This is a genomic window from Trichococcus sp., from assembly GCF_049589555.1.
Classification (GTDB): domain Bacteria; phylum Bacillota; class Bacilli; order Lactobacillales; family Aerococcaceae; genus Trichococcus.
The window spans coordinates 16,066-32,795 of the sequence record NZ_JBAWAZ010000051.1 but is presented as its reverse complement, the minus strand read 5'-3'; the positions used below and the strand labels follow the sequence as shown (position 1 = coordinate 32,795).

Annotated in this window: 12 protein-coding genes; 8 read left to right on the top strand and 4 right to left on the bottom strand. The window is 45.9% G+C overall.

Annotated features, from left to right (window positions below; all coding sequences use genetic code 11):
• Positions 1-45: 45 nt before the first annotated feature.
• Both WBV27_RS02570 and WBV27_RS02565 read right to left on the bottom strand, forming a co-directional pair.
• Positions 46-678 (bottom strand): DUF47 domain-containing protein, encoded by a 633-nt coding sequence (locus tag WBV27_RS02570; RefSeq protein WP_424199141.1) that lies wholly within the window; start codon positions 676-678, stop codon positions 46-48.
• A gap of 13 nt (positions 679-691) precedes the next feature.
• Positions 692-1,744 (bottom strand): anion permease, encoded by a 1,053-nt coding sequence (locus tag WBV27_RS02565; protein ID WP_424199143.1) that lies wholly within the window; start codon positions 1,742-1,744, stop codon positions 692-694.
• Between the two features lie 356 nt (positions 1,745-2,100).
• Here WBV27_RS02565 and WBV27_RS02560 point away from each other — a divergent pair, with 356 nt between their 5' ends.
• The 7 genes from WBV27_RS02560 (at position 2,101) to WBV27_RS02530 (ending at position 12,426) form a co-directional block, all read left to right on the top strand.
• Complete coding sequence (locus WBV27_RS02560; RefSeq protein WP_424199139.1) at positions 2,101-3,384, top strand: alkaline phosphatase family protein; 1,284 nt, start codon at positions 2,101-2,103, stop codon at positions 3,382-3,384.
• 21 nt (positions 3,385-3,405) lie between these two features.
• Positions 3,406-3,789, top strand: a complete 384-nt coding sequence (locus WBV27_RS02555; protein WP_424199137.1) for a (deoxy)nucleoside triphosphate pyrophosphohydrolase — start codon at positions 3,406-3,408, stop codon at positions 3,787-3,789.
• A 515-nt stretch (positions 3,790-4,304) separates the two neighbouring features.
• Positions 4,305-6,215 (top strand): 1,4-alpha-glucan branching protein GlgB, encoded by a 1,911-nt coding sequence (glgB, locus tag WBV27_RS02550; RefSeq protein ID WP_424199135.1) that lies wholly within the window; start codon positions 4,305-4,307, stop codon positions 6,213-6,215.
• A 58-nt stretch (positions 6,216-6,273) separates the two neighbouring features.
• Positions 6,274-7,422, top strand: a complete 1,149-nt coding sequence (locus WBV27_RS02545) for a glucose-1-phosphate adenylyltransferase (RefSeq protein WP_424199133.1) — start codon at positions 6,274-6,276, stop codon at positions 7,420-7,422.
• Positions 7,409-8,554: a glucose-1-phosphate adenylyltransferase subunit GlgD gene (gene glgD, locus WBV27_RS02540; RefSeq protein WP_424199131.1), complete on the top strand. Its 1,146-nt coding sequence runs from the start codon at positions 7,409-7,411 to the stop codon at positions 8,552-8,554. Before WBV27_RS02545 ends, glgD begins: the two co-directional genes overlap by 14 nt.
• A 17-nt stretch (positions 8,555-8,571) precedes the next feature.
• A complete protein-coding gene (gene glgA / locus WBV27_RS02535) occupies positions 8,572-10,011 on the top strand; it encodes a glycogen synthase GlgA (RefSeq protein WP_424199129.1) in 1,440 nt (479 codons plus the stop codon).
• 18 nt (positions 10,012-10,029) lie between these two features.
• Positions 10,030-12,426, top strand: a complete 2,397-nt coding sequence (locus tag WBV27_RS02530; RefSeq protein WP_424199127.1) for a glycogen/starch/alpha-glucan phosphorylase — start codon at positions 10,030-10,032, stop codon at positions 12,424-12,426.
• 167 nt (positions 12,427-12,593) lie between these two features.
• Here WBV27_RS02530 and WBV27_RS02525 read toward each other — a convergent pair whose 3' ends face one another.
• Positions 12,594-12,956 (bottom strand): DUF4828 domain-containing protein, encoded by a 363-nt coding sequence (locus WBV27_RS02525; RefSeq protein WP_168173136.1) that lies wholly within the window; start codon positions 12,954-12,956, stop codon positions 12,594-12,596.
• Between the two features lie 212 nt (positions 12,957-13,168).
• On the opposite strand from WBV27_RS02525, the gene WBV27_RS02520 reads away from it, so the two are divergent.
• The gene (locus WBV27_RS02520) at positions 13,169-14,530 is read left to right on the top strand and encodes an aspartate kinase (protein ID WP_424199124.1); all 1,362 of its coding nucleotides are present in this window, start codon (positions 13,169-13,171) and stop codon (positions 14,528-14,530) included.
• 139 nt (positions 14,531-14,669) lie between these two features.
• Here WBV27_RS02520 and WBV27_RS02515 read toward each other — a convergent pair whose 3' ends face one another.
• A complete protein-coding gene (locus WBV27_RS02515) occupies positions 14,670-16,643 on the bottom strand; it encodes a heavy metal translocating P-type ATPase (protein WP_424199122.1) in 1,974 nt (657 codons plus the stop codon).
• Positions 16,644-16,730: the final 87 nt, after the last annotated feature.

Here is a 16,730-nt window from a genome sequence, read left to right as displayed (position 1 = left end):
GCTTCTTTGCTTGTCCAGTTAATGGATGACTGATACCGCGAAATGCTACGAATTTTTCAGGACGATCCTTTCGATGACATCGGCTGCGGCTTCAAATGAATCAGTGGCCAGCTCGAACCGGTCATAGATGTTCGTCGTAGCCATTGTCGTCAGCGCATCCTGCTGTTCGATAAATAATTTTTTTACCGAACGGGTGTATAAGGAGTCTCCCTGTTTTTCAAGCCGATTGATGGTGATGATGGCTTCTTTGATGATTTTTGATTTCTTGAAATTCTTCAGATCATTGATGGCTTCGTCAAGGCTCAACGCGCTCTTTTCGATTATCTCCATGAACTTCAACATTGCCGGCGTGATTTCTTGGATCTGATAAATATCGATGTGGATGAGCGTATCTTCGATTGTGTCGATGGTTGTGTCCAATTCACCAGCCAGATCGATGATGTCCTCACGTTCGAGCGGAGGGAGGAAATCGCTGTAGAGATAACTCATCATCTTGTGCTTCTTTTGATCCGCTGCATGTTCGATTTCATGCAGTTCCTTCAGTCGGGTTTCCAAAGTCTCCAGATTGTAATCAGCCAATATGCTGGTCATCAACTTGGCTGCGGAAACAGCCATTGCGGAAACTTCAATGAATTCCTGATAGTAACTGTATTCTTTTGTTTTTTTTCTTTTCAGCATAGTTGCAATCTCCTTAGAATATATTCACGAAAATAAGCGCCATCAGGTAACCGACCAGACCGCAGCCCGGAAACGTAAGTACCCAAGCCCAAACCATTTCTTTGACGGTGATCCAATTTACGGAAGACAAGCGTTTAGCGGCACCAACTCCCATGATGGCTGTCGTTTTTGTATGCGTGGTACTTACCGGCAAACCCCAGATGGATGAGAGTAATAGGCACGCCGCTGCCCCTACGTCCGCGCTGAAGCCCTGATAGCCTTCAAGTTTGACCATGTTCATGCCAACTGTTTTGATGATTTTGTATCCGCCGATCGAGGTGCCGAGTGCCATTACGAATGAGCAGAGTATCATCATCCAAAGTGGGATGATGAATTGGGTCGTATCGCTGTTCCCTTGCCCCAGAAAAATTCCCAACATAAAGATTCCCATGAACTTTTGGCCGTCTTGGGCTCCATGCATAAAGGCCATCGCCGCTCCGCCAAGTACTTGGCCAATCTGGAAGAACGGTCCCGTTTTTTGCCGCTCCTTATTTCTGCAGATGGCTGTTGTGATTTTCGATACGCCAAAACCGAAGCCGAAGCCCAAGATAGTGGAGAGGATCAGGCCATAGATGACCTTGATCCACTCTGAACCGTTGATGGCTTCGAATCCGCCCTGAAGTGCAATCGCCGCTCCTGAAATGCCCGCAATCAGGGCGTGGCTCTCGCTGGTCGGGATTCCGAAGTACCAGGCTGCCGTTGCCCACAGAACAATCGCGAACAAGGCGGCGCAGAGGGCGATGATCGACAGCTTCGGATCGTTGCCGAAATCGACCATGTTCGCGATTGTTTGGGCTACGGTCGCGTTGATTGATGTCATTACGAAGACGCCCAGAAAGTTAAAGACGGCTGCCATCAGAATGGCTTTTTGGGGAGCGATGGATCTTGTGGATACACAAGTTGCGATTGCGTTCGGAGCATCGGTCCAGCCGTTCACCAAAATGACACCCAGAGTCAATACCACAATGATCATGAGGATAGGGTTCGTCTGGATGCTGTCGAGAAAATCTGTGAATGTGATTGTCATAGTTTGCATTTCCACACTTTCTTGAATAGCGTGCTCAAAAAATGAAACCGCTTGCCTTGTTTTTCATCACTGCTGAATGGAAACAGTGTGCTTCCAGTAGGGCAGAGGTCGGCAAATAAGATGATTCCGCTATTATATTGTTAGATATTGCACATTATCTATTTTACTCCTACCTGCCCAAAAATAGAATAGCTTTTTGAAGGAAACGGAGCGGACGGAAAGCTGTTGTTTCCGATTTTAGAAACCGGTGACGTAAGCTGCTCCGTCACTGTCGCAAGAATGTTGAAATTAAATACTTTGCTGTATCCATGCGGCTCCCAATATATGGTAAAATAACAGGATAGGAGGGTATTATTATGGTAAAAAGAAAACTGTATATCATTTCATTAGATGCATTTGGTGCCAGTGACTTAGAATTTGCCAAGACGCTGCCCCATTTCCAGGAAATATTGAACAGAAGTGCACTCGTCAAAGAGGTGGAATCGGTTTATCCTTCTTTGACATACGTAGCCCACACTTCGATTGCAACAGGGATGAATCCGAATCGTCATGGGATCATCCACAATACACATCGGCAACCGGAAAGGCAGTCTCCGGACTGGTATTGGTATGCCAAAGAAATAAAGAAGGCGACCATATTTGATGTCGCAAAGAAGGCTGGGTACACAACCTGCGCTTTGCTTTGGCCGGTGACGGGAAGAAGTCCTTCCATCGACTATAACCTCGCGGAAATTTTTCCGAACAGGCCATGGCAAACTCTGGTGATGGTTTCCGCTTTTGCCTCCAGCACAAAATATGCGCTGGAGATGAACAAAAAATACAGTTCATTGCGAAACGGCATTGCCCAACCGGAATTGGATGATTTTGTGACGGCGATTGCGGTCGACACGATCAAGACGAAACAACCGGATCTGATGGCCGTACATCTGGTCGATCTGGACAGCATGCGTCATCATTATGGCGTCTTGAGCGACCAAGCGAAAGAAGCCATCGTCCGGATGGATCGCCATCTCGGTCAAATCATCGATGCGATGAAAGAAATCGGCATCTATGAGGATACTGTGTTGGCAGTGCTGGGCGATCATTATCAGATCGATACGCATACGGTCATCCGCCCAAACCACCTGTTTTTGGATAAAGGCTGGCAGACGATTGATCGCAAAAGGAACATCAAGGATTGGAAAGTGCTGGCTAAAGCCGCGGATGGGGCTTGCTATATTTACCGGAAAGATGTCAGCATCACCAATAAAATGATCTTGGATGCATTGAAAGGGATCGAAGGCAGGGTTGAAACCATCCATTCGGCTGCAGAAGTCAGAAAAATGGGAGCGGATGAGGATTGCCTCTTCATTCTGGAAGCAAAGCCGGGTTATTATTTTGAAAGCGACGTACTCTATCCTTTCATGGAAAGCACCGCCAAAAACCTTCCCGATCGGAAACTGCATAGCGCAACGCACGGCTTCAGTCCAAAAAAGAAAAAATATGCCACGATGCTGATGGTTTCCGGACCCGGAATCGACAAAGATGCCGTTGTAGAAAAGGGAAGGCTGATAGACGAAGGGCCGACTTTCCTGCACGCAATCGGGCTGAAATTTCCGGAAGCCACGGATGGAAGGGTCATCAATAAAATATTTCTGTAGTCAGGGGGCTTTAATCACCGCATGATCAAAGTAGTGGGAGCAGTAATAGAAAAAGAGGGCAGTATTTTTTGTGCCAAAAGAGGGCCGGGAAAAGCATTAGCCGGTTTGTGGGAATTTCCAGGAGGAAAGCTGGAAGACGATGAAACGGCTGAAGAGGCCCTTGTCCGTGAGATGGAGGAGGAGTTTTCCTGCCGAATCCTGGTTAAGGAAAAGCTTCTCACAATCAAGCATCCGTATGATTTTGGGACCGTGGAGTTGACGACGCTTCTCTGTGAATTGAACGAGGGCGAACCGCGATTGTCGGAGCATACGGACATGCGCTGGATGAGCGTCAGGGAACTTGTCGATTTGGAGTGGGCACCAGCAGATGTGCCTACGGTTGAGCTGCTTCTCCGACGTTTGTAAATATCAAGTAAAAATAATCCTGAATTGTAAAAATTATGCCACAATCTTTGCAAATCAGGATTTTCTTACTATACAAATGTAAGCGCGAACATTTGCAATTCGGTGGAATGTCTGAATTGTGAAATAAATAACTAAATCTATCTGTGTATTTTCATGTTCCTATTTATAAGCGAATACTAACAAAGTGGTGTAGCAATAGGCTTGCTCGAATTCCTCCTCATTATTTTTTAATCAAAAATTCATTTTTATGACTCAAGTGGATTCTATATAGTGATATTCGTGACTTATTTTTGCATAGCGTTTACAATGTTGTTTTTATGTAAAAAAACTATTAAGGCTGATAGGTTATTACTATCAGCAAGGAAAAGGGTTTCAATATATTTATTATGGATTATGGCAAAATCATCTTTAAAATGGTATTATGGATATATATTAATGAAAGGGCCAGGCATGATTAAATAAATCATTATTGGATCGTTTTGTTACTGCAATATAATTGTAAGGGAAGTGTCTGGATGAGTGCAAAAATGAACATACTTAAAGAGTTGGAAAAAGAGATGTATTTGTTCAACATCGGGGAACATCTTGAAAGCTACCGCTTTTTAGGAAGTAAACAACGGACAGAAAATGGGATTGAAGGATGGCGTTTCACAGTTTGGGCGCCCCATGCAAAAACCGTTTCTTTGGTCGGGGATTTTACTGAGTGGAAACCCGTAGAAATGCAAAAAATCGGCAAAACCGGAGGCTGGTCGCTTTTTACAGAGGCTGCGGCACAAGGGGACTGTTACAAGTATTATATCGAGGACAAAAACGGCAAAAAGAAATATAAAATCGATCCCTATTCTTTCGCGTACGAAGTTCCACCAAAAGACGCATCTGTCGTGTTGGACATGCCTGAGAAAAAATGGAAAGACGGCAGATGGGCCGCAAACAAAAAAAGAAAGTCCATCTATCAAAAACCGCTTAATATTTATGAAGTGCATTTCAGTTCCTGGAAAAAGCATGATGATGGCAGCTGGTATTCCTTTAAGGACCTTGCTGAAACGTTGATTCCATACGTGAAAGAGATGGGCTACACGCACATCGAATTCATGCCATTAATGGAACATCCGCTGGAAGCTTCTTGGGGCTACCAAATCACCGGGTACTTCGCGGTGGCTGCCCGTTACGGCAATTTGCTCGAGTTACGGGATTTTGTGGAAGAAGCGCATAAAGAAGGGGTCGGGGTCATCATGGACTGGGTTCCCGGACATTTCTGCAAAAATGATTATGCGTTATCCCATTTCGATGGCACACCGACATTTGAGTATGCCGATCCGAATCGCGCCATCAACAATCGTTGGGGGACGTTGAATTTTGACTTGGGTAAAGCGCAAGTGCACAGTTTCCTGATTTCGAATGCGCTCTTCTGGCTGGAAGAGTTCCATTTTGACGGAATCCGTGTCGATGCCGTTTCGAATATGCTTTATCTTGATTATGATGATGGTCCTTGGACACCAAATGAAGATGGCAGCAATCATAATCGCCAAGGAATCGAATTTCTGAAGAAGATGAACACAAAAGTTTTCGAGCGTCAGCCGGATACTTATATGATCGCGGAAGAAAGCACTGCTTGGGCGAACGTCACGAAACCTATCGAGATGGGTGGCTTGGGCTTCAACTATAAATGGAATATGGGCTGGATGAATGATACGTTGCGTTTCTTCGAAATGGATCCGTTGTTCCGAAAAGACAATTTCAACCTGATCACCTTCTCATTTATGTATGCTTTCAATGAGAACTTTATTTTGCCGATATCCCATGATGAAGTGGTTCACGGGAAACAGTCCTTACTGGCCAAAATGCCGGGTGACCGCTATAAACAGTTTGCGGGCTTACGGACGCTGGAAGCCTATATGATGGCTCATCCGGGTAAGAAATTGAACTTCATGGGTAATGAAATCGGACAATTCCTGGAATGGCGCTTCTACGATCAAATCGAATGGGGTGTCTTGAACAATGAGTTCAATCCGGAGTTCCAGCATTACATCAAAACATTGAATCACCTTTACAAAGACACGAAAGCCTTGCATGAAGTCGATGATGCGCATACCGGTTTGGAAATTCTGGACGCGGACAACAACTTGGAGTCAGTCCTTTCCTTCATAAGAACAGGTGAAAAACCGCGTGAATTCCTGATAGTCGTGTGCAACTTCGCGCCTGTCGAGCGACGCAATTTCCGAGTGGGCGTGCCATACGAAGGCCACTACGAAGTATTGTTGAATACGGAAATGCAGGAATTCGGCGGTACTTGGACAGAAAATCTTCCGGAAATGGTCACCAGCCTTGATGGCATGAATCGCCAACCTTTCTCGATCGAATTCACGTTACCCGCTTTAGGAGTTTTGTTCATCAAACCGAAACGCGTTTTTGGTGTTAATAAATAGATCCACACAAAGATATGATGATAAGGAGGCGAAAGGAAGAGGCAATCTTCCTGATACTATGAAAAATCAAATGGTAGCAATGATATTAGCCGGAGGGCAAGGCACTCGGCTTGGAAAATTAACACGCGAAACTGCCAAACCGGCCGTTCCGTTCGGCGGGAAATATCGAATAATCGATTTTGCTTTAAGCAACTGTGCTAACTCAGGCATCAATAAAGTCGGAGTTGTGACACAGTATCAACCTTTGGAATTAAATGAGCACATCGGCAACGGTGAATCTTGGGGACTGACTGGCCGAGATGGGGGAGCTACTATCCTGCAGCCTTATTCTAGCGCAGATGGCGAAAAGTGGTTCAAAGGTACTGCACATGCCATTTACCAAAATATCGCCTATATCGACAGATACAATCCGGAATACGTGTTGGTATTATCCGGTGACCATATCTACAAAATGGACTACTCCCATATGTTGGAATTCCATATCGCCAACAACGCGAGTTTGACAGTAGGCGTTATCCCTGTTCCGATGGAAGAAGCGCCACGCTTCGGGATCATGAACTCAGATCAGACTAACCGCATCATCGAATTCGAAGAGAAGCCGAAAGAGCCGAAGAGCAATTTGGCTTCGATGGGTATCTACATCTTCAATTGGCAGGTGCTCCGTAAATATTTGGTGGAAGACCAAGCTAAACAACGCGAATTGGAAGATTTCGGTAAAAATGTCATCCCGACCTACCTGGAAAACGGCGAAAACTGCTTCGCTTATGCTTTTGATGGTTATTGGAAAGATGTCGGTACAATTGAAAGCCTTTGGGAAGCGAATATGGAATTCCTTGATCCAGAACATTCCCTGAATATCAGGGATGAAGAATGGCGCATTTATTCAAAAAATCCGGTATCGCCTCCGCAATTCTTGACAGAGACTTCCAATGTGACGGATTCCATGATTGTTGACGGCTGCTACGTTGCAGGTGAAATTACGCATTCGATCCTGTCTCAGAACGTTCGCGTCGGCAATGGATCAGTGGTGCGGGATAGCCTGGTCATGGCGAATGTGACAATCGGAGAGAATGTAACAATCGAGCATGCCATCATTGGGGAAAATGCAAAAATCGCCGACAATGCAAATGTCATCGGCAAGAACGGTGAAATCGAAGTTGTTGGATATGCAGAAGTTATAGGGGGACTGAAAGATGAAGATGAATAGTATTTGTGCCATTTTAAATTTGACCGAGGATGAGACGGCGTTGAAACCTTTGACGCGTTTCCGCCCGATTGCTTCATTACCATTTGCGAGTCGTTATCGCCTGATCGATTTCAATCTTTCAAGCATCAGCCATGCTGAAATCAAATCAGTGGGCATGTTCATCGCAGGAAGCGGACGCTCGATTTATGACCATATCCGCAGCGGATCCATATGGGACCTTGAGTCCGGCTTGGCCGGCGGGATTTTTACCTATTCTCAACAAATGCTGAAAGCAGTCCAAGAAAAAAATGGCGATGCTCCGGATTTTTATCAGAACCATAAAGAATTCATCGAGCGCTCCAAAGGCGAATACGTTGTCGTCATGGGCAGCAAAATCCTGGCGAATGTCGACATCAAAGCGGTTATGCAGCATCATTTGGCAAAGGAAGGCGATATTACAGTTCTCTACAAGACTGTACCTAAAGCTTTCTTTGAGAAGAGACCGCAGGAAAAAGTTCTTCAGATCGATCGCGATGAATATTTGCTTCATCTGATCAATGCAGAAGATGCACCAGCCGAACTTGAACGCCTCGCGCTGGACATGAATATGTATTTCATGAGAGCAGACAAGATGATGGAACTGATTCAACGTGCCGAACTGGAAGACGTGCAACTCGATGCGGACAAGCTGATTGAACATTATTTGCCGGAATACCAAATCAGTACCTACGAATATACAGGCTATTTGGCCGATATCGACTCCATCCCGGCTTACTTCAATGCGAATATGGAAATGCTGGAAAAGAATAAATTTTCAGCGCTGTTCCATGGTAGCCAAAACGTCATCACCAAAGTGAAGAATGGCGCGCCGACCTACTATTCGAAAGAGGCCCATGTGAAAAATGCCCAGTTCGCTACCGGTTGCGTCATTGAAGGGACAGTCGTGGATTCCCTGATCCATCGTAAAGTGAATATCGCTAAGGATGCCGAAGTCCGCAACAGTATCATCATGCAGGGCGCTAATATAGGTGAAGGCGCAGTCCTCGATTACTGTATCCTGGACAAAAATGTGACAGTCGGACCCGGCGTGACTTTGAAAGGCACAAAAGATAATATTGTCGTGATCGAAAAAAATAAAACAATTACTGTTTAGAAAGAAGGATGCGCACGATGAAAATTTTATTTGCCGCTAGTGAGGCTGCTCCTTTCTTTAAAACAGGTGGTCTCGGCGATGTCGCGTACGCATTGCCGAAAGAGTTAGTAAAACAAGGAGTGGATATCAGGGTAGTGCTTCCGTACTACTCGACCATGCCTGCAAAATACAAAGCAGAGATCAAGGAATTGATTCATTTCCGTGTGCAAGTCGGTTGGAAAAGCATGTATTGCGGTGTGAAAACATTGAAGTTGGATGGCGTAACCTATTATTTCATCGATAATCAGGCCTATTTCGATCGTCCGTCCTTGTACGGCCAAATGGATGATGCCGAAAGATTCGGTTTCTTCTCCTTGGCGATCTGCGAAATGATGGAAAAAATTGACTTCATCCCGGATGTCGTTCATGTGAATGATTGGCATACAGCTATGGTTCCAGTCCTGCTTGTGGATAAATACCACTGGATCGAAGCATACCAAAGCATCCGTAAAGTCATCACGATCCACAATATCCGTTTCCAAGGTGTCTATGATCCTTCCATCCTGACGAGTATCTTCGGGACAGGCATGAACATCTACCATGAAGCTGGCGTGAAGTATTATGAGAACGTCAACTTCATGAAAGGCGGCATCAATTTCTCTGATGTCGTCACGACGGTCAGCCCATCCTATGCCAACGAGATCCAGACTCCGGAATTCGGTGAAGGCCTGGAAGGTACTTTGGGCTACAACAGTTGGAAAATCAGGGGCATCATCAACGGAATCGATTACGATGTCAATGATCCGGAGACTGATCCGAAACTGGAATACCATTTCTCTGCCGACGATTTGACCGGCAAAGCGGTAAACAAAGCAGCCTTGCAGGAGCGTTTGGGATTGGAAGTGAATCCCGACATCCCATTGATTACGAGCGTCGGACGCTTGACTGATCAGAAAGGTTACCAGCTTGTGCAGGAAAAAACCGAGGAATTATTGAATGCCCGCGATGTGCAGATTGCCATCCTGGGTACCGGCGAAGCGGAATACGAGAACTCATTCCGTTATTTTGCCGCCAAATATCCTGATCGCTTTGCGGCGGTCATCGATTTTGATATCACCTTGGCACAGCAGATGTACGCAGGCGCAGATCTGTTCCTGATGCCTTCCGCGTTCGAACCATGCGGCTTGTCTCAGATGATTTCCTTGCGCTACGGCACTTTGCCGATTGTGCATGAGACGGGCGGCTTGAAAGATACGGTAGTCCCTTACAACTCTTATACGGGTGAGGGAACCGGGTTTACTTTCATGGATTTCAGTGGTTATGCACTGCTCGGAACCATCTATCGTGCGCTGGATGTATATGAAAACCAACCGAAAGCCTGGGCAGAAATGGTGCGCGAAGCGATGAGCAGCGATTTCAGTTGGAAAGAACCGGCTAAGGATTACCTGGATGTCTATCAGTCATTAGTCAACGAATAAGAGGAGTTGAAAGCATATATGGCATTTGACGTTCAAGAATTCAAAAAGGAATACCAAAAAACATTCGAAGAATTATTCGCCTATAGTTATGAGGATGGCTCGAAAACTGAGCAGTTCATTGCACTGGGGGACTTGGTCCGCGGGCGTTATTCCGAAGACTGGATACAAACTATAACGAATTATAACAAGAGTAAGGAAAAGCAAGTCTATTACTTTTCGATGGAGTTCCTGCCCGGAAGGATGCTGAAAAGTAACCTCCTGAATATGGGCATATTGGACTGCGTCAAACAAGGCATGGAAGAGTTGGGCCTGGACCTGGATGAGGTGGCGCGTGCCGAAGTCGATCCGGCCTTAGGGAACGGCGGCCTTGGACGGTTGGCTTCCTGCTTCATGGATTCCATCGCGTCTACCAGCCTTGCAGGCAACGGAAATGGGATCCGCTACCGTTACGGTCTTTTCAAACAAAAATTCATAAACGGCTATCAGATTGAATTGCCCGAGAATTGGCTGCGCAACCGGAACGTCTGGGAAGTCCGCAAAGAGAACAAGGCTGTCATCGTCCGTTTCGGCGGAGATGTCAGCTTTACGGAGGATGGAGACGGAAAGTTGCACGTGAACCATGTCAACACCCGGGACATCCTCGCGGTTCCTTACGATACAGCGCAAGTTGGCTACAACAACGGCATCGTCAATAATCTGCGGCTTTGGTCGGCGGAAATCCCTTACGGTGATGAAGCACGTTTTTCCACGGAAGAACAACGTGAAGACGTCAAACGCATCACCGAAGTGCTGTACCCGGATGATTCCAACTATGCAGGCCGACTTTTACGTGTCCAGCAGGAATACTTCTTCTCTTCTGCCGGCGTCCAAAGCATCATCCGCTATTTCAAACGACTGAAACTGGACTGGAGCCTTTTCCCGGAAAAAATCGCAATCCATATCAATGATACCCACCCGACCTTGGCAATCCCAGAGTTGATGCGGATTCTGTTGGATGAGGAAGGGTTGACTTGGGATCAAGCGTGGGAAATCACGAAGAAAACAGTCAGCTATACCAACCATACGATTCTCCAGGAAGCGATGGAGCGTTGGCCGGAAACCATGATTGCGGAACTGTTGCCGCGCATCTACCAGATCATTCAGGAAATCAACCGCCGCCATATTGACAAAAAGAGGCCCTTATACGGTGAAGAATTAACCCAGCGCACTGCCATCATCGCCAATGGACAGATCAAGATGGCCAACCTTGCCATCATCGGCAGCCATAGCGTAAACGGCGTCGCCAAACTACATACGGATATCCTGATGGCTGACACGCTGCATGACTTCTATGTAATGTATCCGCAAAAATTCAACAACAAAACGAACGGCATCACGCAACGACGTTGGGTTCAGATCGCAAATGAAAATCTGACCGCGATGCTTGATGAGACGATCGGTGCTGAGTGGAAGAGCGATCCGGAAGAAATCAAAATCCTGAAGGCTCATCGCGACAACAAAATCGTCCTTGACAAGCTTGAGCAAGTGAAACTGGCAAACAAAAAACGTTTTGCGGCCTATGCGCTAAAAGAAATGAATCTCGAAATCGATCCGACTGCATTGTTCGACGTGCAGATCAAACGATTGCATGCCTATAAACGCCAATTGTTGAACGTTCTGCATATCTTGGACAGATATCTGCAACTCAAGGATAATCCGGGGCTTAATCTGCAGAAACGTGTCTTCATATTCGGTGCCAAGGCTGCGCCTAGCTATTATTACGCAAAGCAAATCATCAAATTGATCAATGCAATCGCGGATCTGGTCAACAACGACCCTGCCATCAACGACAAAATCAAGATTGTTTTTGTTGAGAATTATGGCGTGTCGTTGGCGGAATTGATCATTCCGGCAGCCGATATCAGCGAACAGATCTCTCTGGCCGGTAAGGAAGCTTCCGGAACAAGCAACATGAAGCTGATGTCGAATGGTGCCATCACGATGGCAACATTGGACGGTGCCAATGTTGAAATCAGGGATAATGTCGGCGAAGACAATATCTTCATTTTTGGCTTGAAGAGTGACGAAGTGCAGGAATATTATCGCAACGGCACATATAACTCAAGAGATATCTATGATAAGAATCCGCGTTTGAAACGGATCCTGAATCTGCTCATTGATGGGACGATTCCTGGTGTCGAAATGGAAGCCCGGGATATCTTCGATTCGCTGGTAATGTACAATGACGAATATTTCCTGCTGAAGGACTTTGACGGATATCTGCAAGCGCAATACGAGGCGGACAAGGCGTTTTCTGACAGAGACAGATGGAACCGCATGGCATTGATGAATATCGCAAGCTCAGGGCCGTTTTCATCGGATTACACGATTCTGCGTTACGCGGATGAAATCTGGAAGATCAAACCACAATCCTGATCGAACATTAACTAAAAGCAAGGGCTTCCCCGAAATGGGGCAGCCCTTGCTTTGTCATTTATTTTGGTTTCTTCAGCGAAGAAGTTGAGGCTGATTCGGGAACAGTCGGCACTTCCGTAACAAAAAAACGCCCTGATCAGGGGCGTCGGAGTTGCATAAGCGATTCGCTATTTATCGGTTTCGCGTTTGAAGTAGAATTCTTGTTCTTCAGCTTCATCGTAGATTGTCAGAGTCGGCGAGGTATCTTTTTTAAGGATCAGATAATAGCCGAAGTGGTCGCGGAAGACCAGTTCGTTGGGTTTGGCTTCTTCAAGGGTTGCTTTTAATTTTTTATTGTTCAGGAGAATCTCCAGATTATCAGTAATTTCAACCTTCAAGGACTGTGCGTCGTTTTTCCATGTGCCGATGTAAGGGGTATATGATGTTGATTGGCTCTTACCGGCATTGCGATTTGACTTGAACAAAGCAGAGCTGATGCTTGCGATTACGGATAATCCGACTACGATCCTCCAAGGATTATTTTTTTTCACTGATTTGAAACCTCCCACACTAAGTTAACTCATAGTATATTCCTTTTTTTGCAAATGGCCATAGCATTAACAATACAAATATGTTACAAATGATGTAAAGTTTGAAAAGGTAATTGCCATAGCCATGATATGATGATATTCTAAAGCATAAATGAAAAAACAATTACAAAATTAAAAAAAGATTAAAGAAATCAAGTGAGGAAGTGTTCGGTTTGAAGGTTATTAAATTTGGCGGGAGTTCCCTTGCGAATGGGACTCAATTGAAAAAAGTATTGCAGATTGTGAAAGATGACGCAGACAGAAGAATCGTGGTCGTTTCAGCACCCGGAAAGCGCAATGACTCAGACGAAAAAGTTACGGATCTGTTGATCAAGTTGGCCGATGAAGTGAAAAATAAAGAAGATCACCAAAAAACCCTGAAGACGATCCTGAAAAGATATCAAGATATCGTCGATGAATTGGAGATCGATCCGAGCGTCATGGACATCATTTCCAAAAACTATGAGAAATTGATCCAGACAAAATTCTACAATGAATTGTATGCGCTCGATGCGTACAAAGCAAGCGGTGAAGACAACAGTGCCATCCTTGTAGCTGCATTTTTCAATAAAGAGGGCATCCCTGCCAAATACGTCAACCCGAAGGATGCCGGCCTTTTGGTCAGCGACAACCCTGGGAACGCGCGCGTATTGCCGGAATCTTTCAAGAATCTATATGCATTGAGGGATTCGAAAGAAATCATCGTTTTCCCGGGATTCTTCGGTTATACGAAGGATGGACAATTACTTACCTTCTCAAGAGGGGGATCGGACATCTCCGGCGCAATAGTCGCCAATGGTGTCAAAGCCAGCCTGTATGAAAACTTTACGGACGTGGATGCCATTTATGTGGCAAACCCTAAAATGGTTAAACACCCGAAAAAAATCAAGCAATTGACCTATCGTGAAATGCGTGAATTATCCTACAGCGGATTTTCAGTCTTCCATGATGAAGCTTTGCAGCCGGCTTTCAGCGCGGGAATCCCGGTAGTCGTCAAAAATACAAACAACCCAGCTGCACCCGGTACCAGCATCACGAGAACGAAGCCTGAAAACAAGCAAATCGTTTCAGGTATCGCGAGCTCGACCGGCTTCATGAGCATCTACATCGGCAAATACCTGATGAACCGAGAAGTCGGTTTCGGCCGCAGAGTGCTGCAGATCTTCGAAGATTTCAATCTGAACTTCGAACACATGCCATCCGGTATCGACGATTTATCGATCATCTTGCGCGCCAACCAGATGACGATGCAGCAGGAGCAGGAGTTGTTGTATCGCTTGAAGAACGAATTGGAAGCGGACGATGTAAATGTCAAAGGCGGCATCTGCCTATTGATGATCGTCGGCGAAGGCATGGTCAATTCCGTCGGGACAGTAGCGAAAGCTTGTACCGCGTTAGCTGAAGCTGACATCAATCTGGAAATGATCAACCAAGGTTCGTCAGAAGTCAGCATCATGTTCGGGATAGACGAAAAGGACGAAGCAAGAGCAGTCAAAGTGCTTTACGATGCCTTCTTCCCGGCAAAAAAAGTTTAGATAAAACCAAAAACAGGCATCGATGAGAATGACTTCATCGATGCCTGTTTTCAAATTTCCGGTAGGTTATCGAACAAGCCTCACCTAACAATCAATAAAAAAGAAAGCGTTCGGGGCATCAAGCCCGAACGCTTTTCCGTTATAAATCGGTTGTGTCAGTAAGATTACTTTTCGGGCATGGGACCTGTGTTGGGTTGGAATTCTGTCCAGCAGGTTTTGCAGTGCCCTGAAAGTGGTGGGTAGGTATTGTCGCCAGTAGTCTCAAACTGTTCATGATGACCAGTATCGTGCTGCCTTCGTGTCCGACCACCCCGAGCGGAAGGTTGATGAGTTGGAACAGATTTGAAAGGATCAGAATGAGGATGACGGTGATGGAAAAGATGATATTCTGCATTGTGATTTTTTTCAGCTTCTTCGACAAGCCATAACAATATTCCAACTTGTCCAGTTCGCTCTTCATCAGTACCACATCCGCCGTTTCCATGGCGATATCCGTTCCTTCGCCCATAGCGATGCCGATGTCGGCGTTTGCCAGTGCAGGGGCGTCGTTCACGCCGTCTCCGACCATCGCGACAAGTTTGTATTTCGCCTGAAGATCTTTCAGGATTGTGGTCTTGTCTTCGGGAAGACAGTTCGCGCGGATTTCATCCACACCCAATTGCTTGCCGATTGTTTGCCCGGTTGCTTCATTGTCGCCGGTGATCATGATTGTATGGACACCATTGGCTTTGAAAAAGGCGATCATGTCTTTTGCCTCTGATTTAGGGGTATCCAATAAAGAGTAATAGGCCACTACCTTATCATCCTGTGAAACGTAAATGACGGTCTTTCCTTCGTTTTGGAGCGCGAAAGCTTCTTTTACGAACGGAGGCTCGTTCAGTTCATCGCTTACGACGAAGGATTTCTTGCCGATTTTCCATTGGCTTCCGAACGCTTCACCCGCCAATCCGAAACCGGTAAGGTCTTGGATCGAATCCATCTGGGACTTTGCATATTCCTTCGTATCGAGATGTTGGACCAACGCGGAAGCAATCGGGTGAGTCGAGGAATGCTCTAACGCATAGACAACGGACATGATGTGTTTTTCATCCGTTCCTGCCAGATAGCTGACTTCCGTCACTACAGGTTTGCCTTCCGTCAGCGTGCCTGTTTTGTCGAATGCGATGCAATCCATGGCCGAGAAGTTCTCGATTGCGATGCCGCCTTTGAATAGGATCCCGTGCTTGGCTGCATTGGAAATGGCGGAAAGAACAGCCGGAGTGGCAGAAGCCACCAATGCGCAAGGGGAGGCGACTGTCAACAGCACCATGCCACGATAGAATGATTCATTCCAACCCCAATCCAGGAGGAAATAAAAAACGGCGATCATAACGGGCACAAAAACGAGAACGATTTTGACATAGGTGTTTTCGATGCGGTTGATGAAGCTTGCCGTCTTAGAAGGTGTCTTTTGCGCTTCTTCGACCATGCGGATGATTTTGGCGAACAGGGTATCCTTCGATTCTTTCGAGACAGTCATCGTCAACGCTTCGCTCAGGTTGATCGTGCTGCCGAATATATCATCGCCGACAGTCTTTTCGACAGGGACGGATTCGCCGGAAATTGCGGCTTCATCGATCAGGCCTTGGCCCGATGCGATCGTGCCGTCGATGGGGATGCTGGCACCTTTAGGGATCATTAATGTATCGCCGACTTTCAGTTCTTTGACTGCAACGTCTTCGATCGAACCATCCGGGTTGATGCGTTTTGCTATTTCAGGGACAATGTTCATCAATGCCGTGATGGCTTGGGTGCTTTTTTCGGTCGCATATTCCTCCAACGAACCGGATAGCGAGAAGATGAAGATGAGTAGCGCGCCTTCCATCCAGTAGCCGATCAGAGAGGCACCAACTGCGGCAAGCACCATCAATATGTCAACGTTCAGATGTTTATTTTCAACTGTATCGATGAATCCTTCTTTTGCTTGTTTGAAGCCGCCTATGATGAACGAAAGCACGAAAATGATGGCTGCAGCTGTATCAAAGTTTTGCCATTGCAACACAATGCCAAGAATGATGAGAATGCCACTGATCGTGGTTGCGATCATCGCTTTATTCTTGAATAAATCTTTCATGATTTGACACTCCTTCCTTATATGCCTTCATGATAGCACTAAAAAAATCTAGATTATAATCATTATAATCAAACGGAAATGAATCTC